General features: G+C 72.5%; 19 protein-coding genes. 12 read left to right on the forward strand and 7 right to left on the reverse strand.

The genetic code is table 11. The features are described 5' to 3' along the window. Positions 1–8: 8 nt before the first annotated feature. The 3 genes from FHX32_RS21110 to FHX32_RS21120 are packed head-to-tail and all read right to left on the reverse strand — an operon-like array spanning position 9 to position 3,045. Positions 9–959, reverse strand: a complete 951-nt coding sequence (locus tag FHX32_RS21110) for a VWA domain-containing protein (protein ID WP_167185696.1) — start codon at positions 957–959, stop codon at positions 9–11. After that, a complete protein-coding gene (locus tag FHX32_RS21115; RefSeq protein WP_167186361.1) occupies positions 956–1,960 on the reverse strand; it encodes a DUF58 domain-containing protein in 1,005 nt (334 codons plus the stop codon). The genes FHX32_RS21110 and FHX32_RS21115 overlap by 4 nt, the downstream gene beginning before the upstream one ends. Continuing rightward, positions 1,939–3,045, reverse strand: coding sequence for an AAA family ATPase (locus FHX32_RS21120; RefSeq protein ID WP_167185699.1), 1,107 nt, complete (start codon positions 3,043–3,045; stop codon positions 1,939–1,941). The genes FHX32_RS21115 and FHX32_RS21120 overlap by 22 nt, the downstream gene beginning before the upstream one ends. Positions 3,046–3,280: 235 nt before the next feature. On the opposite strand from FHX32_RS21120, the gene FHX32_RS21125 reads away from it, so the two are divergent. From FHX32_RS21125 to FHX32_RS21135, 3 genes are all read left to right on the forward strand, one after another. Then, positions 3,281–3,517 (forward strand): hypothetical protein, encoded by a 237-nt coding sequence (locus tag FHX32_RS21125; RefSeq protein WP_167185703.1) that lies wholly within the window; start codon positions 3,281–3,283, stop codon positions 3,515–3,517. Positions 3,518–3,530: 13 nt separating this feature from the next. Then, on the forward strand, positions 3,531–4,103 hold the full coding sequence (locus tag FHX32_RS21130; RefSeq protein ID WP_208418917.1) for a PH domain-containing protein: 573 nt from the start codon (positions 3,531–3,533) through the stop codon (positions 4,101–4,103). A 155-nt stretch (positions 4,104–4,258) separates the two neighbouring features. Further along, positions 4,259–5,653 carry a PH domain-containing protein gene (locus FHX32_RS21135; protein ID WP_167186364.1) on the forward strand — a complete coding sequence of 465 codons (1,395 nt, stop codon included), beginning with the start codon at positions 4,259–4,261 and terminating at the stop codon, positions 5,651–5,653. Positions 5,654–5,700: 47 nt separating this feature from the next. On the opposite strand, the gene FHX32_RS21140 is transcribed toward FHX32_RS21135, so the two are convergent. Both FHX32_RS21140 and FHX32_RS35285 read right to left on the reverse strand, forming a co-directional pair. Continuing rightward, complete coding sequence (locus FHX32_RS21140; protein ID WP_167185709.1) at positions 5,701–6,732, reverse strand: phosphatase PAP2 family protein; 1,032 nt, start codon at positions 6,730–6,732, stop codon at positions 5,701–5,703. A gap of 59 nt (positions 6,733–6,791) precedes the next feature. Beyond that, positions 6,792–7,394 carry a CGNR zinc finger domain-containing protein gene (locus FHX32_RS35285; protein ID WP_167185712.1) on the reverse strand — a complete coding sequence of 201 codons (603 nt, stop codon included), beginning with the start codon at positions 7,392–7,394 and terminating at the stop codon, positions 6,792–6,794. Between the two features lie 84 nt (positions 7,395–7,478). Here FHX32_RS35285 and FHX32_RS21150 point away from each other — a divergent pair, with 84 nt between their 5' ends. Genes FHX32_RS21150 through FHX32_RS21160 form a run of 3 tightly spaced genes read left to right on the forward strand, consistent with a single transcriptional unit; the run spans position 7,479 to position 9,104 of the window. Beyond that, positions 7,479–7,814, forward strand: a complete 336-nt coding sequence (locus FHX32_RS21150; protein WP_167185715.1) for a VOC family protein — start codon at positions 7,479–7,481, stop codon at positions 7,812–7,814. A 58-nt stretch (positions 7,815–7,872) separates the two neighbouring features. Continuing rightward, positions 7,873–8,277: a thioesterase, FlK family gene (locus FHX32_RS21155; protein WP_167185718.1), complete on the forward strand. Its 405-nt coding sequence runs from the start codon at positions 7,873–7,875 to the stop codon at positions 8,275–8,277. Beyond that, positions 8,274–9,104: an MBL fold metallo-hydrolase gene (locus tag FHX32_RS21160; RefSeq protein WP_167185721.1), complete on the forward strand. Its 831-nt coding sequence runs from the start codon at positions 8,274–8,276 to the stop codon at positions 9,102–9,104. The genes FHX32_RS21155 and FHX32_RS21160 overlap by 4 nt, the downstream gene beginning before the upstream one ends. A gap of 16 nt (positions 9,105–9,120) precedes the next feature. Here the strand turns inward: FHX32_RS21160 and FHX32_RS21165 are convergent, their stop codons facing one another. Next, on the reverse strand, positions 9,121–10,056 hold the full coding sequence (locus FHX32_RS21165; protein WP_167186367.1) for a PfkB family carbohydrate kinase: 936 nt from the start codon (positions 10,054–10,056) through the stop codon (positions 9,121–9,123). A gap of 94 nt (positions 10,057–10,150) precedes the next feature. Here FHX32_RS21165 and FHX32_RS21170 point away from each other — a divergent pair, with 94 nt between their 5' ends. Together FHX32_RS21170 and FHX32_RS21175 are read left to right on the forward strand one after the other, a co-directional pair. Beyond that, positions 10,151–10,543, forward strand: coding sequence for a nuclear transport factor 2 family protein (locus FHX32_RS21170; protein ID WP_167185725.1), 393 nt, complete (start codon positions 10,151–10,153; stop codon positions 10,541–10,543). 390 nt (positions 10,544–10,933) lie between these two features. Further along, the gene (locus tag FHX32_RS21175) at positions 10,934–12,031 is read left to right on the forward strand and encodes a lytic polysaccharide monooxygenase (protein ID WP_167185728.1); all 1,098 of its coding nucleotides are present in this window, start codon (positions 10,934–10,936) and stop codon (positions 12,029–12,031) included. A 114-nt stretch (positions 12,032–12,145) separates the two neighbouring features. Here FHX32_RS21175 and asnB read toward each other — a convergent pair whose 3' ends face one another. Further along, on the reverse strand, positions 12,146–14,107 hold the full coding sequence (gene asnB / locus FHX32_RS21180) for an asparagine synthase (glutamine-hydrolyzing) (RefSeq protein WP_167185731.1): 1,962 nt from the start codon (positions 14,105–14,107) through the stop codon (positions 12,146–12,148). Between the two features lie 259 nt (positions 14,108–14,366). Here asnB and FHX32_RS21185 point away from each other — a divergent pair, with 259 nt between their 5' ends. From FHX32_RS21185 to FHX32_RS21200, 4 genes are all read left to right on the forward strand, one after another. Continuing rightward, entirely contained in the window at positions 14,367–15,848 is a 1,482-nt protein-coding gene (locus tag FHX32_RS21185; protein ID WP_167185734.1) for an aminopeptidase P family protein, read from the forward strand. A 412-nt stretch (positions 15,849–16,260) separates the two neighbouring features. Continuing rightward, positions 16,261–17,994 carry a right-handed parallel beta-helix repeat-containing protein gene (locus tag FHX32_RS21190; protein WP_167185737.1) on the forward strand — a complete coding sequence of 578 codons (1,734 nt, stop codon included), beginning with the start codon at positions 16,261–16,263 and terminating at the stop codon, positions 17,992–17,994. A 319-nt stretch (positions 17,995–18,313) separates the two neighbouring features. Further along, entirely contained in the window at positions 18,314–19,852 is a 1,539-nt protein-coding gene (locus tag FHX32_RS21195; RefSeq protein WP_167185740.1) for a right-handed parallel beta-helix repeat-containing protein, read from the forward strand. A 357-nt stretch (positions 19,853–20,209) separates the two neighbouring features. Next, on the forward strand, positions 20,210–21,841 hold the full coding sequence (locus FHX32_RS21200; protein WP_167185743.1) for a right-handed parallel beta-helix repeat-containing protein: 1,632 nt from the start codon (positions 20,210–20,212) through the stop codon (positions 21,839–21,841). The last annotated feature ends 92 nt before the right edge of the window (positions 21,842–21,933 follow it).

The following is a 21,933-nucleotide window of genomic DNA, read 5'->3' on the forward strand; positions in this document are numbered from 1 at the left end:
GCCGCCGGTCACAGCATCCGGGAGGACCAGAGCAGGCTCAGCGCCCCCGCGCAGAGGGCGAGCAGCAGGGCCACCCCGGCGTACCACTGGGTGATCTCCCGGGGCTGGGTACGGAACCCGATCGAGCTGCCCATGTCCTGGTAGACCTGCTTCAGTTCGCTCACCGAGGCCGCCTCGTAGAAGTAGCCCTCGGTGGTCTCCGCCAGCTCGGCCAGGGCCAGCCGGTCCACCGGCACCCGCTGGAGCTGACCGCCGATGTCCACCTGACCGGCGTCGGTGCCGAAGGCGATGGTGGAGACCGGCACGTTGGCCGCCTGGGCCGCGGCGGCCGCCTCCTCCACCGACCGGCCGGAGGTGCGGAACCCGTCGGACAGCAGCACGATGCGCGCCGGCGGGATCCCGGCGGCGCCATCGGCGGGCACCGAGCGGATCGCCTCCAGGCAGGTGAAGACGGCCTCCCCGGTCGCGGTCGCCTCGGCCAGCACCAGCCCGTCGATCGCGCTGGTCACCGCCTCCCGGTCCTTGGTCGGCGGCACCAGCACGTTGGCCGCCTTGGCGAACGAGACCACCCCGAGGTTGTAGGTCTCGGGCAGCTCGCCGACGAACTGCTTGGCCGCCTCCTGGGCCGCCTCCAGCCGGTTCGGCGCCACGTCGTCGGCCTGCATGGACAGCGACACGTCGATGGCGAGCATGACGGTCGCCCGCTCCAGCGGCTGCTTGGTGTCCACCGCCGGCCGGGCCAGCGCGGTGGCCAGCACCAGCAGGCAGAGCAGGAACGCGGTGGCCGGCACGTGCCGCCGCCAGCCCAGCCCCTTCGGGGCGAGGGTGCGCAGCAGGTCGACGTTGGTGAATCGGATGGCGTACGCCCGGCGGTGCAGCTGCCGCCAGACGTAGAACGCGGCCAGGGCGAGCACCGGCAGCACGGCCAGCAGCCACCACGGTTGCAGAAAACGGATCATCGTGTCGTCCCCCGGGTGCGGGCGTGCCGCTGCGCGGCCACGAAGCGCACCATGTCCAGCAGCCAGTCTCGGTCCGTACGCAGTCGCAGGTGGGCGGCGCCGGCGGAGCGCAGCGCGGCGGAGATCTCCGCGCGCTGGGCGGCCGCCGCCGCCGCGTAGCGGTGCCGCAGCGCCGGGTCGGCGGTCTGCACCTCGTGCAGCTCGCCGGTCTCCGGGTCGACCACCGGCAGCACCCCGACGTCGGGCAGCTCCAGCTCGCGCGGGTCGACCACCTCGACGGCCAGCACGTCGTGCCGGACCCGCAGCTTGCGCAGCGGCCGGACCCACTGCGCCGGCGGGGCGAGGAAGTCGGAGACCACCACCGCGACGCCCCGCCGCCGGGGCGGCCGGTTCAGCATGTCGATCAGCCGGCCCAGGTCACCACGCCCGGGGCGGATCTCGGTGCCGGCGATCGCCCGCAGCAGGCCCTGCGCCTCCTTGCGGCCGGACCGGGCGGGCAGCCGGGTGTAGATCCCGGGACCGGCGACCGGCGCAGCGGCCCGCCACCGGCCGGTCGGGGCCGCGGCGCCGCCGCCGCTGCCGATCACCGCGCCGATCCGGTTGCCGCCGCGCACGGTGAGGTGGGCGATCGCCGCCGCGGCGGCCACCACCACGTCGCGCTTGAGCCACGTGCCGGTGCCGAAGTCCAAGCTCGCCGACAGGTCCACCGCGAGCCACGTCTCCAGCTCCCGGTCGGCCACCGTACGCCGCACGTGCGGCGTCGTCGTGCGGGCGGTGACCGGCCAGTCCATCCGGCGTACGTCGTCGCCGGGGCGGTACTCGCGAGACTCCCCCGCCTCGCTGCCCGGCCCGGGCAGCAACCCGGCGTAGTCGCCCTGGAGCAGGCCGTCGAGCTTGCGGGTGACCAGCAGTTGGAGCCGGGACAGCACGGCCTCGCTGCGGTCGGCGGGGGCGCCGAGGGGTCGACGGGTGGGTGAGGTCACGGCCGCTGCCCGGGCCAGCCGGCACCCGGCGGGGCGGCGGCCGGCGTCGGCGTCGCCTGCTGCCGGGGCGCGACCGAGGGCAACGGGATGGTGGACAGCACCCGGTGCACCACGTGGTCGGCCGGCACGTCGTCGGCGAGCGCGTCGTAGCTGAGCACCAGCCGGTGGCGCAGGATGTCCGGCGCGATGTCCTGCACGTCCTGCGGCAGCGCGTAGTCCCGGCCACGCAGCAGGGCCAGCGCCCGGGTGGCCCGGACCAGGCCGAGCGAGGCGCGCGGGCTGGCGCCGTACTGGATGAGCTGGGCCACGTCCGGCATGCCGTGCTCGGCCGGACTCCGGGTGGCCAGCACCAGCCGGACCGCGTAGTCGACCAGGGCGTTGTGCACGAAGACCTGGTCGGCCTTGCGTTGCAGGGCGATCAGGTCCGGGGTGCTGAACACCGGGGTCGGCTCCGGCGCGGCGACGCCCATCCGGTAGACGATCTCCCGCTCCTCCGCGTCGGTCGGGTAGCCGACCACGATCTTCATGAGGAAGCGGTCCCGCTGCGCCTCGGGCAGCGGGTAGACGCCCTCCTGCTCGATCGGGTTCTGCGTCGCCATCACCAGGAACGGGTCCGGCACCCGGTGCGACTCGCCACCGATGGAGACCTGCCGCTCGCTCATTACCTCCAGCAGCGCCGACTGCACCTTGGCCGGCGCCCGGTTGATCTCGTCGGCGAGCAGGAAGTTCACGAAGACCGGCCCCAGCTCGACGTCGAACTTCTCGCTCGACTGCCGGTAGATGCGGGTGCCCATGATGTCGGCCGGCACCAGGTCGGGGGTGAACTGCACCCGGGCGAAGGAGCCGCCGACCACCTTGGCGAGGGTCTCCACGGCGAGCGTCTTGGCCACGCCGGGCACCCCCTCCAGCAGGCAGTGGCCGCGGGCGAGCAGCGCCACGAACATCCGCTCCACCATCCGGTCCTGCCCGACGATCACCCGTTTGATCTCGAACAACGCCCGCTCGAGCAGGGTCGCGTCCTCGGCCGGCGTGGTCGCCGGCGCGGTGGTCTCCGGGCCCGCCCCGTTCGGGGTCGGTACGTCGGGCGTGGTCGGCTGGGCCACCGGTCCTCCACAGCATGGTCGGTCGTCGCGGGGTGGTGCGTATCAAGACTCGCATGCCCGGCTGAGAGCCGAGGTGGGGAGAAGGCGATTTTCGCCGCACCGTCCCCGCACGCCGAATCGCCGATCACGGGCTTACCGGGACCGCCCCGGCGCGTGTACGATTCACCCCGTCGCCGGGCGGCTCCCCCCGTGGCCGCCCGGCGCTCAATCTTTCGTCCCGCCTAGACTGGCCGGGATGAGCACCCCCTCCCCGTCCGCCACCGACCCGGCGCTGATCTGCTCGGCGCGCGGGTGCCGGGCCCCGGCGCGGTGGGCCCTGCGGTGGCGCAATCCCCGACTGCACGACGCCGAGCGGCGCAAGACCTGGCTGGCCTGTGCCGAGCACCGGGCCACCCTCGGCGATTTTCTCGACGCCCGGGGCTTCCTGCGGGAGGTCGTACCGGTGTCCGGATCGCCTACGCTCGACGTGTGAGCGCGCACGACGGATGTCCACGGTGAGCGGTGACGAGCCGAACGGCCCGGCGCCGGCCGCAGCACCGGGCGGCCCGACCGCACCGCCCGGCCCGGCGGCCGGCCCCCTGGAACCCTGGCCGGCCACCGTCCGCTGGCAGCCCATCTCGACGGACCTGATCTGGGTGGAGCTGCTCCGGTTGGCCACCGTCGTCGGGGTGGTCCTGCTCGGGCTCGGCATCGGCTGGGCACTCAGCGGCCACTGGCTGTTCGGCGCGGCGCTCGGCGCGGTGCTGCTGCTCACCGCGCTGCGCGTGGTGGCCATCGTCCGGGCGGTACGGGCCTGGGGTTACGCCGAGCGGGAGGACGACCTGCTGGTCCGGCACGGGCTGCTGGTCCGGCGGCTGTCGATCGTGCCGTACTCGCGGATGCAGTTCGTCGACGTCAGCGCCGGTCCACTGGAGCGGGCGTTCGACCTGGCCACGGTGCAGCTGCACACCGCCGCGGCGGCGAGCGACGCCCGGGTGCCGGGGCTGCGTCCGGCCGAGGCGTCGCGGCTGCGCGACCGGCTCACCGCGCTCGGCGAGGACCGGGCGGAGGGCCTGTGAACGACCCGGTCGGGAGCGGCCCGGACCAGCCCGGCCCGGCCCGGCCACGGTACGGCGCCGACCCTGTCCCACCCGGGCCGCCGCCGCCCGGCACCCGTCCCGCGACCCCGCCGGCGGACGTCCCGCCACCCGGCGCGTTCCCATCCCCGGGCGGGATGCCGCCGCCCGGCGCGCTCCCGCCACCCGGCGCGTTTCCTCCGGGCGGGGCGCCGCCGCCGGGCGCGGTGGAGCCGCGGCAACGGCTGCACCCGCTGAGCCCGGCGCTGCACGGCGCCAAGTCGCTGGTGGTGGTGATCGCCGGGCTGTCCTGGTCGACGCTGTCCCGGGTGGGCTTCGGCTGGTTCGCCGCGATGGTGGTGGTGATCGCCCTGGGCGCCACCGTGCTGTCCGTGGTGAGCTGGTACAACACCGGCTACCACGTGGTCGGCCGCGAGCTGCGGGTGTACGAGGGGCTGCTCTGGCGGCGGACCCGGGCCATCCCGCTGGAGCGACTCCAGGCCGTCGAGGTGGTCCGCCCGCTGCTCGCCCAGCTCACCGGCCTGGCCGAGCTGCGGCTGGAGGTGGTCGGCGGGGGCAAGACCGAGGCTCCGCTGGCGTATCTGAGCGTGGCCGACGCCGCCGCGCTGCGCGAGCGGCTGCTGGCCCTGGCCGGCCGGGTCACCCCCGGGACGGCGGCGCCGGCCCCGGGCGCGACGACCCCGGCGGCGGTGGCCCCCGTCCCGGACGCGGCCGTCCCGCCCGGCCGGCCACTGCACGCGGTGCGCAACGAGGACCTGCTGGTCAGCCAGTTGCTCACCCCGCAGGCGTTCTTCCTGCCGTTCGGCGTGGCCTTCGTGGCGGTGCAGTTCCTCTCCGAGGGGTCCTGGTCGTTCATCGCGGTGGCCAGCACGCTCACCGCGATGGCCGGCGTGCTGCTGCAACCGGTCCGCCGGGTGCTCGACGACTGGAACTTCCGGCTGGCCCGGGACGCGGGCACGCTGCGGGTGCGCAACGGCCTGCTGGAGACCCGCGCCCAGACGGTGCCGCTGCACCGGGTGCAGACGGTCGGGGTGACCTGGCCGCTGCTGTGGCGGGTCAAGGGCTGGCTGCGGCTGCGGCTGGAGGTGGCCGGCTACTCCGCCGGGGAGGCCGACGAGCGCAACCGGCCGGACCGGCTGCTCCCGGTCGGTGACCTGCCGACCGGCGAGGCGATCGTCGCCGAGGTGCTGCCCGGGGTGAGCATCGGCGCCCTGCCGCTGAGCCCGCCGCCGGCCCGGGCCCGCTGGCTCAACCCGCTCAGCCGGGGCGTGCTCGGCGCCGGCCTGCACGAGCGGGTCTTCGCGGTCCGCTCGGGCCTGCTCACCCGGCAGGTGGCGATCGTGCCGTACGCCCGGATCCAGAGCGTACGGGTGGTGCAGGGGCCGCTTCAGCGGCGGTTGCGGCTGGCCACCGTACACGCCGACACCGCTGGCGGCGCGGGGGCCGCCGGCCGGGACCGCGACCTGGCCGAGGCGTGGGCGCTGGCGGCCGAGCTGACGGCCCGCGCACACGCCGCCCGCCGCGCCAACTGAGCGGTCCGGCGCCGACGACGGCCACCGACGCCGGCCGGGGCCGGCGGTCAGCGGATCGCGGGCACCGCCGGCGGCTCGGCGGGGGCCGGCGGGTCGCTCGGCCCGGCGTCGCGCTCCGGCGCGGCGCGGCGCGCCTTCCGGGCCGCCCACCAGCGCTCGGCCAGGCCGACCACCAGGAAGGTCATCCCGACGTACGCCCAGCCGACCAGCACGTCGATGACGTAGTGCTCGCCGCAGTAGACCAGCGTGAAGGTCATCGCCAGCGGGTAGGCCAGCAGCAGCGGCCACCAGCGTCGCCGGGTCTGCCGCAGGAAGAACAGCACCACGAAGAGCGCGAACGCGGTGTGCAGCGACGGCATCGCGGCGACCGGGTTCGAGGCGATCTGGCCGGCGTTGAGCAGGTTGCCGGCGCCGTGCATGCCGAACGCCTTCCAGCCCCGGGTGGAGATCCGGGCCACCTCCTCCAGCAGACCGTTCTGCGCCGCCCACCAGGGCGGGGCAGCTGGGTAGAGGAAGTAGGTGACCAGGCCGGTGGCGCAGAGGAAGCCCCAGCGCCGCATGAACGCCGCCCACCGCCCCCGGTCGCGCAGCCAGAGCACCGCCGCGGCAGCCAGCGCCACCACGAAGTGCGAGAAGTAGACCCAGCTGGCCGCCACGTCCCACCACTGCACCGCGGGCCGGTAGAGGTGGTCCTGGAGCCAGACCGTGGGCACCTCACCCCCGGTGGCCCAGCCGAACATGAACCGGTCGGCGACGATCAGCTCGTACGCGTGCGGGGTCGCGCCGTTGTCGGCGAACCCGCGGGAGAGGTTGTAGACCGCGAGCAGCAGCACCACCGGCACCCAGTCCCGGACGAAGCGCAGGTGGCTGCGCCACGGCCGGGTGGAGTTCCAGGCGATGGTGGCCGCCCAGATCCAGAGGAACGCGTAGGCCGGGTCGGTGGGCAGCCCGATGGCGAGCCAGCCGGCGACGAAGGCCACCCCCCACGCGGTCATCGCGACCACGCGGCGACGCCCGCCGTCGGGCGACGCGGGCGGGTCGGTCGGGGCGGGGGGCTGGGGGTCAGTAACGACGGCCATCGCGGTCAAGGTTAACGGCGGGTCCGGCATCGACCGACGCGGACCGCCCCGGGGCGGGTTCAGCGTCGCGGGGCGGTGCGGCGCTGGTGGGCGGCGCGCGCCTTGGCCCGGTTGCCGCAGATCTCCATCGAGCACCAGGTGCGCCGCCGGTTGCGCGAGTGGTCGTAGTAGGCCCACCGGCAGCTCGGTTCCCGGCACGCCTTGAGCCGGCTCCAGGTGCCCAGCGCCACCGCCTCGGCGACCACGGCGAGCAGCCCGGCCAGCGCGGCGTCGACGGGCGCCCGGGCCGCGGGCACGAGCCGGGGCGGGTCGAGGGTGACGTCGAGCACCAGCGGCAGGTCGCGGGCCAGCGCGGCCAGCCCGGTCCGGGCGGCCGGGTCGAGGCCGTCGGGTCGGGGGCTCGGCACCGGCTCGGTGTTGTTCGCGGCGATCAGCGCCCGGATCCCCTCGCGGACCGCGCGGGCCCGGTGGAGCTGCGCCCCGGTGGCGGTGCTGCCGGCCGGCACCAGGCCGCGGGCGTGCAGCCAGTCGACGAGCCGGGCCGGTGTGTCGAGATCGTCCCCGTCCTCGTGGCGGGTGTTGACGAACGCCTCGATCCGGTCGAGCGGGGCGGGCGCCGCGTCGCTGTCCGGCGGGGCGCCGGGGACGGCGTCGGGTGCCATGGAGACATCCTAACCGGCTATTGACCGTAGCTGGTTACGCTAACTAGCGTACCGCCTACGTTGGTTAGAAGAAGGGACCCAACCGTGAGCATCCGCATCGGCAACGTCGGCATCGACACGAACGACCTGCCCCGCGCCACCGCGTTCTGGCAGGCGGTGACCGGCTACCAGCTCGCCTCCTCCGACGCGGGCGGCAACTACCTGGAGGACCCGACCAAGGCCGGGGTCGGCCTGTCGGTCCAGCTGGTCCCCGAGCCGGCGGCCGGCAAGAACCGGCTGCACCTGGACCTCTTCACCGCCGACCCGGCCGCCGAGGTGGCCCGGATCCGCGGGCTCGGCGCCGCCGAGGTCGGCGCGTTCGACGGCTGGACCGTGCTGGCCGACCCGGACGGCAACCAGTTCTGCGTGGTCGGCGCCTAGCCGGCCGGCCCGGCCCGGGAGACGGACGCGCAGGCGCCCGCTCGTCTAGGCTCGGTCCATGCAGGAACAGCTGGAGCACGCCTTCGCGCCGGGGCTGACCGCCCGGGTGGAGTTGACCGTCACCGACGCCGACACCGCCCAGGCGCTCGGCTCCGGCGACGTGCCGGTGCTCGGCACGCCCCGGGTGCTCGCGCTGGCCGAGGCGGCCACGGTGGCCGCCACGGCGACCCGGATCCAGCCCGGGTCGACCACCGTCGGAGTGCGGGTCGAGCTGGAGCACCTGGCCGCCACGCCGGTCGGCCGGACGGTGGTGGCCCAGGCCCGACTGGCCACCGTCGACGGTCGCCGGCTGCTGTTCGAGGTCAGCGTCACCGACGGCGGCGAGCCGGTGGCCGAGGGTCGGGTGGAGCGGGTGCTGGTCGACCGGCAGCGCTTCGTGGAACGCGCGTCCCGGGCGTCATGACCGGCCGGTTCGTCGAGATCGCCGACGGGGTGCACGTCTACCGCGAGCCGCTGCTGCGGGTGAACGTCACGCTGGTCGTCGGCGACGGTGCCGCCCTGCTGGTGGACACGCTCTCCACCGCCGGGCAGGCCGCCGAGCTGGCCGCCGCGGCCCGGGCGGTCACCCCGCACCCGTGGACGGTGGTGAACACCCACCACCACTTCGACCACTGCTTCGGCAACGCCACGCTCGCCGCCGACCCACCGCGCCCGGTGTACGCGCACACGCTGGCCGTCGAGGCGCTGCGCGAGCAACCGGACCGGTTGCGCCGGGAGGCGTACGAGGAGATCCGCGACGAGCACCCGGCGCTCGCCGAGGAGCTGGTCGACGCGGTACTGCTCGCGCCGACGCACACCGTGCACACCGAGGCCACCCTCGACGTGGGCGGGCGGGAGGTGCTGCTGCGCCATCCAGGTCGCGGCCACACCGCCGCCGACCTGCTGGTGCACCTGCCCGACGCCGACGTGCTGGTCGCCGGCGACCTGGTCGAGCAGAGCGGCCCGCCGGCGTTCGAGGAGTCGTACCCGTTGCAGTGGCCGGACGCGGTCGCCGAACTGCTCCGGCTGACCACCCCGGCGACCGTGGTGGTCCCCGGGCACGGCGAACCGGTCGACGCCGAGTTCGTCCGCGCCCAACACGCCCAGCTGGTCGAACTGGCCTGGCTGATCCGGGCCGGGCACACCGGCGGCGCGCCGCCCGAGCGGGTGGCCGCCGAGGCCCCCTTCGGCGCCCGCCCGGCGCTGGCCGCCGCCCGCCGCGGCTACGCCGAACTCGACGGCACCAGCTGACCCGCCACCAGGCCGGTCAGCCCGCGAAGCGGCGTACCACCTCGGCGCGGGTCGGCATCGCGGTGGCCCCGCCCGCCGACTCGCAGACCAGCCCGGCCACCCGCAGCGCGAACGCCACCCGCTCGGGCCAGCCGGCCGGCTCGACCGGCTCCCCGTCGACCAGCAGGTCGGCGACGAGCGCCGCCATCACCGAGTCGCCGGCGCCGGTGGCGTCCACCGCGCGCACCTTGGGCGCGGGCACGCGTACCGGATCGGCGCCGGCGGCGGCGACCACCGCGCCGGCCGCGCCGAGCGTGACCACGGCGGTCGCCGCGCCCAGTTCCCGCAGGTAGGCTGCCACCCCCTCGACCGGCTCGCCGGGATAGAGCAGCGCGGCGTCGGCGGTGCTGAGCTTGACCAGGTGGGCGCCGGCGGCGAACTCGGCCACCACCTCGCGCAGCCCGGCCAGCGCGGCCGGACCGTCCAGCAGCCGGGGTCGCACGTTCGGGTCGAAGACCCGCAGTCCGGTGGCGAGCGACCAGGCCCGCCGCGCGGCGGCCAGCACCGGCGGCTGGAGCAGCACGATCGAGCCGCAGTAGAGCACGCCGGCCCCGGCGACCAGGTCCGCGTCCAGGTCGTCGGCGGTGAGCAGCCCGTACGAGGGTGGCTCGCCGTAGAAGCGGAAGTCCGGTTCCGGCCCGGCGAAGGTGGCCACCGCCAGCGCGGTCGGGGCGGGCACGGTGACCGCGCCGGCCAGCCCCACCCCGGCCTCGCCGAGGAGGGCGCGGATCCGGCCGGCCAGCACGTCGTCGCCGAGCGACCCGACGAACTGCACCTCGCCGCCGAGCCGGGCCACGCCGACCGCGACGTTCAGCGGGCCGCCGCCGATCGCCTGCCGGTAGACCGGCTCCCCGTCGCACTCGGCGTCGAGCAGGTCGACCAGTGCCTCGCCGAGCACCACCGCGTATCCCATCAGGATCCCTTCGTCGTCGCCGGTCGCCGGGAAACCGACCCGCACCCGTCGCGCCTGGAAGATCTTGTCGCACCAGGCTGACACAGTGCGCGGCATGACGACCGCAGAAGACACGGTATTGGCGTACTGGGACGCGTGCGAGGCGCGGGACTGGCCGCGGGTCGCGGCGCTGCTCGCCGACGAGGTGATCTACCACCTGCCGCAGACCCGGGAACGGATCCGTGGCCGGTCCGCCTTCCTCCGGTTCAACCAGGAATACCCGGGCGACTGGCACGTCGCGGTGACCCGGGTGACCGGCGCCGGCCCGCGGGCGGCCAGCTGGATCACCTGCACGGTCGACGGCGCCGACCAGCCCGCGGTGAGCTTCTTCGACCTGGACGACGCCGGCCGGATCGCCGGCATCACCGAGTTCTGGCCGGAGCCCTACGAGCCGCCGACCGGCCGGGAGCACCTGGTCGAGCGGTACGCCCCCGCCACGGCGGGCTGACCGGTCGCGCCGGTCACCGCCCCCAGCGCCGCCAACGGCCGCCGGACCCCGGTCCCGGCGGCCGTTCGCGCGCGGCATCGAGGTGCCGGGCCAGCGCGGTCTCCGTGGTTGGCGGTCACGCCGGTCGCCTGACACATCGAGAGACGGCTATTGCGTTCGGCTCCGGGGCGTGGTGGGATGACGCATGCCGGGCGGCGCGGGGGCTGCGCGCCGACGGCTGCCGGGTTCTTCTCGCGAGGGCGCCGGCCCGCACGGCGGGCCGTCGACGGCGCACGTCCCGCCGGGGCCGTCGCCGCGATCGTCGTATCCGCTCGTCGCCGTGGGTCCGCCAACCCCACGCGCTTCCGGCGGGGCGGCTCGGGCGGCACGCCCCGCGAGTCAGGAGAACCCATGTCCCACCGTTCCCGTACGGCCGCGTTGCTCACCGCGGCCGCGACCCTCCTCGTGGGGGCCGTCGCGCTGGTCAGCGGCCCCGATCCGGCCGCCGCGCACGGCGCCGCGATGACCCCGGGCAGCCGGACGTTCCTGTGCTGGAAGGACGGGCTCACCACCACCGGTGAGATCCGGCCGAACAACCCCGCCTGCTCCGCCGCGGTCGCGCAGAGCGGCGCCAACTCGCTCTACAACTGGTTCAGCGTGCTCCGCTCCGACGCGGGCGGGCGGACCGTCGGCTTCATCCCGGACGGGCAGCTGTGCAGCGGCGGCAACACCGGTTTCCGCGGCTACGACCTGGCCCGTACGGACTGGCCGCTGACCCACCTGACCGCCGGGGCACGGATGGAGTTCCGCTACAGCAACTGGGCCCACCACCCGGGCACGTTCTACTTCTACGTGACCAAGGACAGCTGGAGCCCGACCCGGCCGCTGGCCTGGAGCGACCTGGAGGAGCAGCCGTTCCTGACGGTGACCAACCCGCCGCAGCGCGGCGCGGTGGGCACCAACGACGGGCACTACTACTTCAGCGGCAACCTGCCGACCGGCAAGAGCGGGCGGCACATCATCTACTCGCGCTGGGTCCGCTCGGACAGCCAGGAGAACTTCTTCGGCTGCTCGGACGTCACCTTCGACGGCGGCAACGGTGAGGTCACCGGGGTCGGCCCGGGCGGCACGCCGCCGCCGGACCCGACCACCCCGCCGCCGGACCCGACCACTCCCCCGCCGGACCCGACCACGCCGCCGCCCACCGGCGACTGCATGGCGGTCTACAAGGTGGTCAACTCCTGGCAGGGCGGGTTCCAGGGGGAAATCATGATCATGAACCACACGAATGCGACCTGGTCCGGATGGACGGCCACCTGGACCTGGCCCAGCGGCCAGTCGATCAGTCAGATCTGGAACGCGTCGCACACCACGTCCGGGACGTCGGTGACGGCGAGCAACGTCTCCTGGAACGGCACGATCGCCCCCGAGGGCACCACGACCTTCGGCTTCCTGGCCAACACCACCGGCACCAACACCCTGCCAACGGTCACCTGCACCGGCCGCTGACCCCCTTCCCACCCCGAAGTGATCAAGAGGTTTGCGTCGTCCGGGATCCGTTCCGGCGACGCAAACCTCTTGATCCACGTATGGCTGCCCGGCCGCCCGGGCCGGGTGGGAGGGTCAGCGGACCATGGAGCCGACGACGGGCTTGGTGAGCAGGGCGGACTGGTTGCGCTGGATGCCCGGGTCGAGGGTCTTGGCGACGAAGATGGCGTGCCAGATGCAGAAGATCAGCACCGTCCACACCTTGCGCGAGTGGTCCGCCTCCTCCCGCTTGTGCTCCTCCAGCAGCCGCAGCGCGTACGACAGGTCGAGCAGCTCACCGGCGCCGGAGGTGGCCAGCACGTGCCGGGCCCACTCGTACATCTCGCCGCGCAGCCAGACCCGGGTCGGGGTCGGGAAGCCGAGCTTCTTGCGGTTGACGATGGCCGGCGGCACCACGCCCTGCAGCGCCTGGCGCATGGCGTACTTGGTGGCGTCGGAACGCGGCGGCAGCTTGAGGTCCACCGGGATCTTCGCCGCCACGTCGAAGACCTCCCGATCCAGGAAGGGCACCCGGACCTCCAGCGAGTGGGCCATCGAGATCCGGTCGGCCTTGACCAGGATGTCGCCGCGCAGCCAGGTGTAGAGGTCGACGTACTGCATCTTGGTGACGTCGTCCAGCTCGGTGCACTCGGCGTAGATCGGCGCGGTGACGTCGGTGTAGCGCACCGAGGGGTCGTAGCGGCGCAGCAGGTGCTGCTTCTCCTCCTCGGTGAACATCCGGGCGTTGCCGTAGTAGCGCTGCTCGATCGGGGTGGTGCCGCGCTCCAGGAAGCTCTTGCCCTTGACCCCCTGCGGGATCGCCTTGGAGACCGCCCGCAGCCCCTTCTGCACGCCGCCGGGCAGGCCGTTGACGGTGCTCAGCGACAGCGGTTCGCGGTAGATCGTGTAGCCGCCGAAGAACTCGTCGGCGCCCTCGCCGGAGAGCACCACCGTGACGTGCTCGGCGGCCTTCTTCGCCACGAAGTAGAGCGGCACCAGCGCGGGGTCGGCGACCGGATCGTCCAGGTGCCAGACGATCTTCGGCAGCGCCTCCATCATGTCCTGCGGCCCGATCTTGGTCGGGATGGTGGTCACGTCGAGGTGGCGGGCCGAGTCCTGGGCCACGTCGATCTCGGAGTAACCGGGCACGTCGTAGCCGACGGTGAAGGTGAGGATGTTCGGGTTGAACTCGCGGGCCAGCGCCACCACAGCGGTGGAGTCGATGCCGCTGGACAGGAACGAGCCGACCGGCACGTCCGAGCGCATGTGCATCCGGACGCTCTCCCGCAGCGTCTCCCGGATCTCGTGGTAGAGCTTCTGCTCGTCGTCGACCGGCGCGGGCCGGAACACCGGCCGGTACCACCGGCGGACGTCGATCCGCCCGCCCGGGGTCCAGGTCAGGTACTCCCCGGAGCCGATCCGGTTGATCCCCTTGTGCAGCGTGCCCGGCTCGGGGACGTACTGCAGGGTCAGGTAGTGGCTGAGGTTGGCCGTGTCGATGCCGGCGTCGCCGGAGTAGGCGGAGTGCGCGAACGGCAGCAGCGCCTTCTTCTCGGAGGCGAGGTAGAGCCCGTCCGCGGTCTCCAGGTAGTGCAGCGGCTTGATGCCGAAGTAGTCGCGGGCACCGAACGCGCGCCGCTCCTGCCGGTCCCAGATGACGAAGGCGAACATGCCGCGCAGCCGGGTGAGCACCTGCTCGCCCCAGTAGTGGTAGCCGGCGACGATCACCTCGCCGTCGCCGTTGGTGGCGAACTGGGCGCCGTAGTCGCGGATCAGCTCCTCGCGCAGCTCGATGTAGTTGTAGATCTCGCCGTTGAAGGTGAGCAGGTAGCGCCCGCCGGCGTAGGGCAGCGGCTCGTGGCTGAGCGCCACGTCGATGATCGCCAGCCGCTTGTGGGCGAACACGCCGTCCGCGTAGCGACCGGAGGCGTCGCCGACCACCTCGACACCGGTCTCGTCCGGCCCGCGGTGGTGCAGGCATTCCAACGCTCCGGCGATGTTGTCGCGGTGGGCCGCGGCGTCACCGCGCGCGCTGAAGAAGGCCAGGAGTCCGCACATGGGGGTCATCTTTTCACGCGACCGGAGCGGACGTCGCGGCACCGTTGGCTCTCGTCCGGGCCCGGCCGGCGGCGGCGACCGGCACCAGCGTTCCGGCGGAGCGTGCGGCATCCTCGGGTAACGGGCCGCCCGGGACGCGCCCCGTACCGGACCCGCCCCGCCGCCGGCCCGGGGAGCCGGGCTCCGGTGGGCCACCGCCGGCTCCCTGCGCCGCCGGCCGCGCGGTACCGTCGGGACCAGCAACGAGGAGGGAGCGAGCATGACCGAGGAACGCACCGGTGGCAAGCCGACGGACGGCACCGAATCGCACGACCCGGACTTTCCCGAGGCGTTCCTGTCGTTCATGCGGCAGGGCTGGCGGGACACCGTGCTGCCGGTCGGCCCACGACCGGAGGTGCCGAACTACGCCAAGCGCCGGGCCGCGCTCTCCGCAGCGTTCCCGGGCGAGACGCTGGTCATCCCCACCGGCGGTGAGAAGGTACGCGCCAACGACACCGACCACCCGTTCCGGCCGGGCAGCGATTTCGCCTACCTGACCGGCGACCACGACCCGGACAGCGTGCTCGTGCTGCGGCCGAACGGCTCGGGGCACGACGCGACGCTGTACATGCGGCCCCGGTCGTCCCGGCAGACCGACGAGTTCTTCCGCAGCCGGCACGGCGAGCTGTGGGTCGGCCGGCGGCACACCCTGGCCGAGAAGTCGACCGAGCTGGGCCTGCCGACCGCCGATCTGACCGAGCTGGAGGCCACGCTGGCCGACCTGGCGCCGGGGCGTACCCGGGTGCTGCGCGGTTTCGACGCCCGGGTGGACGCGGCCGTGCGCCCGTACGACGGGCCGCGTGCCGAGGGCCAGCCGGCCCGCGACCGGGAACTGGCGATCGCCATCTCGGAGCTGAAGCTGGTCAAGGACGAGTGGGAGATCGCCCAGCTCCAGGACGCCGTCGACGCCACCGTCCGGGGGTTCGAGGACGTGGCCCGGGTGCTGCCGGCGGACCGGAGCGTCTCCGAGCGGCTGCTGGAGGGCGTCTTCGCGCTGCGGGCCCGGCACGACGGGAACGAGGTCGGCTACAACTCGATCGTCGGCGGCGGCGAGCACGCCACGATCCTGCACTGGGTGCACAACAACGGCGCCACCCGCCCGGGTGAGCTGCTGCTGATGGACATGGGCGTGGAGAACCGCAACCTCTACACCGCCGACGTGACCCGGGTGCTGCCGGTCAACGGCCGGTTCACCGCGTTGCAGCGGCAGGTCTACGACATCGTGCACGCCTCGCAGCAGGCCGGCATCGACTTCATCAAGCCGGGGGTGAAGTTCCGCGACGTGCACCTGACCTGCATGCGGGTGCTCGCCGAGGGCCTGGCCGACCTGGGCCTGCTGCCGGTCAGCGTGGACGAGGCGATGGACGAGAAGTCGACGGTCTACCGACGCTGGACGCTGCACGGCTTCGGGCACATGCTCGGCATCGACGTGCACGACTGCGCCAACGCCCGCAAGGAGATGTACCGGGACGGCACGCTGGGCGAGGGCTACGTGCTCACCGTCGAGCCGGGGCTCTACTTCCAGCCCGAGGACGAGCTGGTTCCCGAGGAGCTGCGCGGCATCGGCGTGCGGATCGAGGACGACGTCCTGGTCACCGCCACCGGCGCGGTCAACCTCTCCGCCGGGCTGCCGCGCGCGGCGGACGAGGTGGAGACCTGGCTGGCCCAGCAGCGCGAGGCGGGTCCCCGCCTGCCGGGCTGATCCCCGCCCGATCACCACCACGGCCCGGCCGGGACGACGTCCCGGCCGGGCCGTTCGCCGTCCGAGGCTGGTTGTCCCGGCGGCACTCGGAAGGCAGCGGCCCGGAACGGGGATCACCACCCGGTTTCCGGCACCGGCCGAGGATGGCGCCGACCCCGTCGCCGGGCGGCATCCGACCGAGATTCGGTCCGGAAGGGTGCCTTTGTGCTGCTCAGCACGCCTTCCTTCCCGCGTGGACCCCGGTGGGGACCCGGGCGTCACCTGCGATGAATGCGGGCTTTTTTCAGATAAGTCCTTGTCACGAGGATCCTTCTCATACGGTGACTAACAGAGGCTGCAACCGTTTTGTGGCTGGTCGCGCGTCTTCGACTGGCGCGGCCCCGTCTGATAGCTGAAAGGGCGGAAGACTCTGATGTCCAATCATGTGACGACTCCTGACGGCGAGGCCCTCACCGGCCCGCCGAACCGGGGGCGGCGGAAACTCTGGGTCGCCGCCGGCGTGGCCGGGCTGACCGGCATCGTCGGTCTGGCCGCCCTGGGTGGCATCGCCGCCCGTGACGACTCCTCCGGCGACTCCGACCGGCCGGACGCTCAGTCCAACGTGCGGCAGAACGTCAGCGACGCCGGCCGCGCCGACGACGCCGGCGACGAGAAAGGCAAGGGCGAGTACGCCAAGGGCAAGGACGGCAAGCACGAGGACGACCGGTCCGGCGCCAACTGGAGCGGCCGGGACAACCGCCGCGACGACAAGGGCAAGGCGAAGGACGTGCCGTGCCACACCGACAAGCTGATCCAGGCCGTCGTCCACGCCAACGAGAACCACGGCGGCGTGCTGGAACTCGCCAAGGGCTGCACGTACGAGCTGACCCGCAGCGAGCACGGCAACGGCCTGCCGGTGATCAAGGAGAAGATCGTCCTCAAGGGCCACGACACGAAGATCGTCCGGGCGGCGGCGGTCGACCGGTTCCGGATCCTGAACGTGGGCCGGGGCGGTCACCTGACGCTGAAGGACGTGACGATCAAGGGCGGGCAGACCGAAGCCCGGAAGATGGTCCCACCGCCGATGCCGGCGGCGGAGTTCGGCGGCTCGGCGCAGGTCGCACCGGCCCCGGCCGCCCCGCCGGCCATGGCCGCGCCCCGACCGGCGGTCACGGCCGCACCCCAGGTGGCCGTCACACCGACCCCTGGACCCGGCAGCGGACCGGCGCTGGCTTCGCCCAACCGCACCCCGACACCCGCGCCTGACCTCGCGCCCACCCAGCCGCCCGGCAGCGCCGACGGGGCCGGCATTTTGGTCCAGCGCGGCGGCCACGCCGACATCGAGCACAGTGTGTTCGTGCAGAACCAGGCCGGTGGAAACGGCGGCGGCATCGCCAACTACGGCACCACGAACATCCGCAAGAGTTCGATCGAGCACAACACCGCCGGGCTGTTCGGCGGCGGCCTGTTCAACGCCGGCGTCCTGCGGGTCGAGGAGTCGAAGGTGGCCAGCAACACCGCCGGCGAGGGTGGCGGCGGGATCGCCAACGGCACCGCGCCGAACGGCTTCACGGCCACGGGAGGCACCGTCTGGGTGTGGAAGAGCACCATCAGCCACAACCGGACCTCCGGCCTCGGTGGTGGCGTCTTCGACAATGGCGGCACCACGACGATCAGCCACAGCCGCATCACCGACAACACCGGCAGCGAGGACGTCGGCGGCGTGATCGCATTCCGCGACACCAAGCTGAGCCTGGAGCACGTCCTGGTGGCCAACAACTACACCGCGGGCGAAGCTGGTGGCGTCGGGGTCGGCCGGCACGCCCACGCGGTGATCGAGCAGAGTGTGATCAAGGAGAACGTCGCCGAGGGGTTCGGCGGCGGGGGCGTCTACACCGACGAACTGGGCAGCACCACCCTGCGCGACACCGAGGTGGTGGCGAACCGTGCGGCTGGTCGGTTCTCGGTGGGCGGTGGCATCGTCAACGATTTCGGCAGGACCACGCTGATCCGGACCAAGGTGGCCCACAACGTGGCCACCGAACCGCCGGGCGGCATCTGGACCAACAACGACCGCGTGGATATCGACGACAAGTCGGCGGTCAAGGACAACCGGCCCACGAACTGCCAGGGCAGCCCGGTCATCCCGGACAACTGCTTCGGCTGAACCCCTGAATGCGACACCACATAGAGAAAGGGCTCCTCCGCGCCGCCTTCCGGCGGTACGGAGGAGCCCTTGCGCCTGCCACGTCCAGCGACCGCTCCTCGCCCCGTCGGGCGCGATCTGCCGCTTCCCGCCCCGGCCGGCCCGGTTGGTGGGGCCCGTCGCCCTATTGAGGGAAACGCGGGCTTTACTCAGATTCATCCTTCTCACGAGGATTTCTCCCATACCGTGGAAGTCGGGGTTTTGTAACCGATTTGCAGCTGGCCGCGCCCGCTTCGGCGGATGCGGCCCTGTCTAGTAGCAGGAGAGGGCGGAAGCTCTGATGTCCGAAGACATAGCGAACCCGCATGATGAGCCCCGCGAGGACGCACCGGGCGCCGGACGACGAAGACTGTGGATGGTCGCCGGGGTGGCCGGGCTGAGCGGCGTGGTCGGCCTGGCCGCGCTCGGCGGCGTCGCCGCGCGGGACAAGAAGTCCGACGACACGCAACGGGTGTCGGACACCCTCGCGTCGGCGCCGAAGCGGAACGTCAGTGATGCCGGCCACGCCGGCGGGGACGCCTCCGGCAAGGTCGAGGACGACCGGGCCGACACGAAGAAGCGCGACAAGGACCGCAAGCGCGATGACCGCGCCAAGGAGGTGCCCTGCGACACCGACAAGCTGATCCAGGCCATCGTACGCGCCAACGAGACCGGCGGCGCCGTACTGGAACTCGCCAGGAACTGCACCTACGAGCTGACCCGAAGCGAACACGGCAACGGCCTACCGGTGATCAAGGAGAAGATCGTCCTCACCGGCCACGACACCAAGATCGAGCGGGCGGCCACCGCCGAACAATTCCGGATCCTCAACGTCGGCCGCGGCGGACACCTCACCCTCAAGGACCTGACCATCAAGGGTGGTCAGACCAGACCGGTCAAGATGGTCCCGGCCCCGATCACCGAGCCGGCCCAGGGCGTCGCCGCCCCGTCGACCGGCAGGCCCGCCATGGCCGTCCCCAAGCCGGCAGTCACCACTGCCGATGGTGCCGGCATCCTCGTGCAGCGCGGCGGCAGCGCCGACATCAAGGACAGCGAGATCGTGCGCAACCAGTCGGGCGGCGACGGAGGGGGCATCGCCAACTTCGGTAGGACCACACTCGACCACAGCACGGTCAGCGACAACACCGCCTTCGCCACCGGCGGCGGGATCTACAACACAGGGCTGCTCAAGGTCGAGAAATCCCGCATCACCTACAACAACTCGTCCGAGGGCGGCGGCATCGCCAACGACGGCGGCACGGTCCTGGTGGAGAAGAGCACGGTAAGCCACAACCGGTCGACCGACGTCGCCGGTGGCCTCGCTACCTCATCAGGAGGCAGCACCACGGTCACCCGCAGCCAGATCACCGACAACACCGCTGCGGCGAGCGCTGGTGGCCTGCGCGTGACCGGTGGTAGCGAGCTGACGCTGCAGCACGTGGCGGTCGCGCGAAACGCCTCCGCAGGCGGGGGCGGTGGCCTGCTGGTCGCCGGCAGTGATGTCACGATCGAGGACAGCGTGATCAAGGAGAACATCGCTGGCGGCAACGGGGGAGGCCTGGAGAACGACAACGGCCGCGTCACGCTGCGGGACAGCGAGGTCGTGGCCAACCAGGCAGTCGGCCAGAACTCGCAGGCCGGCGGCATCTTCAATGCGGGCAACCTGAGCGAGGTCAAGCTGATCAGGACAAAGGTCGCCCACAACCTGGCCACCAACAAGCCGGGCGGCATCTTCACCAACCAGGACACCGTGGTCATCGACGACAAGTCCGCCGTCAAGGACAACCGGCCGACCAACTGCAAGGGCAGCCCGGTCATCCCGGACAACTGCTTCGGTTGATTCCACCCGGAGTCGACACGACACGGCGACAGGGCCCCCGCGCCGCTCCGGCGGCCGGCGGGCCCTGTCCGTGTGGCTCGTCCCGGGTGAGCCCGGACTGAGCCGATCAGTGCGCCCTGCACGGCTACGGTGCGTAATTAGCCGGAGTCGGCTGGTAGCGGCGATCCTGCGCCGATCACACCCTCCCGGGCCACCCCGAACCGACCCGTACCGAATGCGGGGTTATTTCAGATACACCCACGAGGCGAGGAAGATTCTCATACGGTGCTTCTGGGAGCTACAACCGATTTGTAGCAGGGGACGCTCGCCTGTGGCGTCGCGACCCTGTCTGGTACGAAGAGAGGGCAGAGAGCTCCGATGTCCAACTACCCAGCAAAGAACAGCGCCTCGGGGCAGGGCGCGGCGTCCAAGGGGCGCCGCAAGCTCTGGCTCGCCAGCGGCGTCGCCGGCCTGACCGGCGTAGTCAGCATCGCCGCGGTCGGCATCGCCACCGGTGCCGGCGCAGTGGGCGCGGACGCCCTGAAGTGGTCCACCGCCCAGGTCAGCAAGGACGGTGACCGGGGTGCCGCCGAGGAGAACCGCGACCACAAGGACAAGGAGTGGGACCGGTCCGACAAGGACCGCGACCACAAGGACCGCGACCACAAGGACCGCGGGAAGGAGGTGCCCTGCGACTCCGACAAGCTGATCCAGGCGATCATCTACGCCAACAACAACCACGGCGGCGTACTGGAGCTCGCGAAGGACTGCACCTACAAGCTGACCCGCTCCGACAAGTACGGCAACGGCCTGCCCGTGATCAAGGAGCACATCACGCTCAAGGGTCACGACACCAAGATCGTGCGGGACGCCACGGCCGACCACTTCCGGATCCTCAACGTCGGCCGGGGCGGTCACCTGAAGGTCAAGGACCTGACGATCAAGGGCGGCAAGACCATCGACCACGAGCGCAAGGGCGACACGGCCGACGCCGTCTGGTCCCGGTACTCGAACTCCGTCGAGGCCGGCAAGGCCGCCCAGGCCAACCAGCCGTACCTGCCGCTGCTCCAGGCCAACCCGAAGGGCGCGGCGCTCAAGGCCGCGCAGGCCGGCAAGGCCGAGATGGCGGTCCTCAAGGACGGCAACGTCCACGACGGTGCCGGCGTCCTGGTGCAGGAGGGTGGCAGCGCCGAGTTCGAGAAGACCCACATCGAGCGCAACCAGGCCGGTGGGGTCGGCGGCGGCATCGCCAACTTCGGCAAGACCAGCCTCCACCACACCTCGGTCTCGGACAACACCGCGTTCTTCTACGGCGGCGGCATCTTCAACGCCGGCGTGCTGAAGGTCTCGGAGTCGAACGTGAAGGACAACGCCGCCGTCATCGGCGGTGGCGGTATCGCCAACGGCGCGGCCTTCATCTACCGGGACGACATCAAGGGCGGCACGGTCTGGGTCGAGAAGTCCGACATCAGCAGCAACGAGGTGCTCGGCTTCGGCGGCGGCCTGCTCGACATCGAGGGCGACACCACCGTCAAGAAGTCGAAGATCTCCGACAACCTCGCGGTGCTCGCCGGTGGCGGCGTCGCGGCGGCCGGGGACAGCAACCTCGACCTGAAGGAAGTCAAGATCAGCAACAACAACACCTTCGGTGTCGGCGGCGGCCTGGTCCTGGCCTTCAAGGCCATCGCCAACGTCGAGAAGAGCGAGATCAAGGACAACAAGGCCGGGCTCTTCGGCGGCGGGGTGTTCGTCTTCGCCTCCGCGGTGACCTTCCGGGACAGCGAGATCTCCGGCAACTTCGCGGGCATCGCCGGCGGCGGAATCTTCAACGTCCTGGGCAAGGTCGACCTGTACGACACCAAGGTGTCGCACAACCGGTCCACCTTCAAGCCGGGCGGCGTGTTCAGCATCGGCGGCAAGGTGAACGTGGACGACAAGTCCGCGATCAAGGGCAACGACCCGACCAACTGCAAGGGCAGCTTCGACAAGATCGAGAACTGCTTCGGCTGATCGATCGGGTGCCGTCACCCGGACCGGCCCCCTTCCGCGCCAGCGGAAGGGGGCCGGTCCTCGTCGTCGCGGCGGTGCGCCCGCGCGGCCGC

The sequence above is a fragment of the Micromonospora sp. CNZ280 genome, assembly GCF_011759515.1.

Coding starts and splice junctions, on each gene's coding strand:
- FHX32_RS21140 (WP_167185709.1), bottom strand. CDS start 6,732: ATGGCCGTCGTTACTGACCCCCAGCCCCCCGCCCCGACCGACCCGCCC.
- FHX32_RS21195 (WP_167185740.1), top strand. CDS start 18,314: ATGTCCGAAGACATAGCGAACCCGCATGATGAGCCCCGCGAGGACGCA.
- FHX32_RS21155 (WP_167185718.1), top strand. CDS start 7,873: ATGCAGGAACAGCTGGAGCACGCCTTCGCGCCGGGGCTGACCGCCCGG.
- FHX32_RS21175 (WP_167185728.1), top strand. CDS start 10,934: ATGTCCCACCGTTCCCGTACGGCCGCGTTGCTCACCGCGGCCGCGACC.
- FHX32_RS21185 (WP_167185734.1), top strand. CDS start 14,367: ATGACCGAGGAACGCACCGGTGGCAAGCCGACGGACGGCACCGAATCG.
- FHX32_RS21125 (WP_167185703.1), top strand. CDS start 3,281: ATGAGCACCCCCTCCCCGTCCGCCACCGACCCGGCGCTGATCTGCTCG.
- FHX32_RS21110 (WP_167185696.1), bottom strand. CDS start 959: ATGATCCGTTTTCTGCAACCGTGGTGGCTGCTGGCCGTGCTGCCGGTG.
- FHX32_RS21135 (WP_167186364.1), top strand. CDS start 4,259: ATGCCGCCGCCCGGCGCGCTCCCGCCACCCGGCGCGTTTCCTCCGGGC.
- FHX32_RS35285 (WP_167185712.1), bottom strand. CDS start 7,394: ATGGCACCCGACGCCGTCCCCGGCGCCCCGCCGGACAGCGACGCGGCG.
- FHX32_RS21160 (WP_167185721.1), top strand. CDS start 8,274: ATGACCGGCCGGTTCGTCGAGATCGCCGACGGGGTGCACGTCTACCGC.
- FHX32_RS21165 (WP_167186367.1), bottom strand. CDS start 10,056: ATGGGATACGCGGTGGTGCTCGGCGAGGCACTGGTCGACCTGCTCGAC.
- asnB (WP_167185731.1), bottom strand. CDS start 14,107: ATGTGCGGACTCCTGGCCTTCTTCAGCGCGCGCGGTGACGCCGCGGCC.
- FHX32_RS21170 (WP_167185725.1), top strand. CDS start 10,151: ATGACGACCGCAGAAGACACGGTATTGGCGTACTGGGACGCGTGCGAG.
- FHX32_RS21190 (WP_167185737.1), top strand. CDS start 16,261: ATGTCCAATCATGTGACGACTCCTGACGGCGAGGCCCTCACCGGCCCG.
- FHX32_RS21130 (WP_208418917.1), top strand. CDS start 3,531: ATGTCCACGGTGAGCGGTGACGAGCCGAACGGCCCGGCGCCGGCCGCA.
- FHX32_RS21200 (WP_167185743.1), top strand. CDS start 20,210: ATGTCCAACTACCCAGCAAAGAACAGCGCCTCGGGGCAGGGCGCGGCG.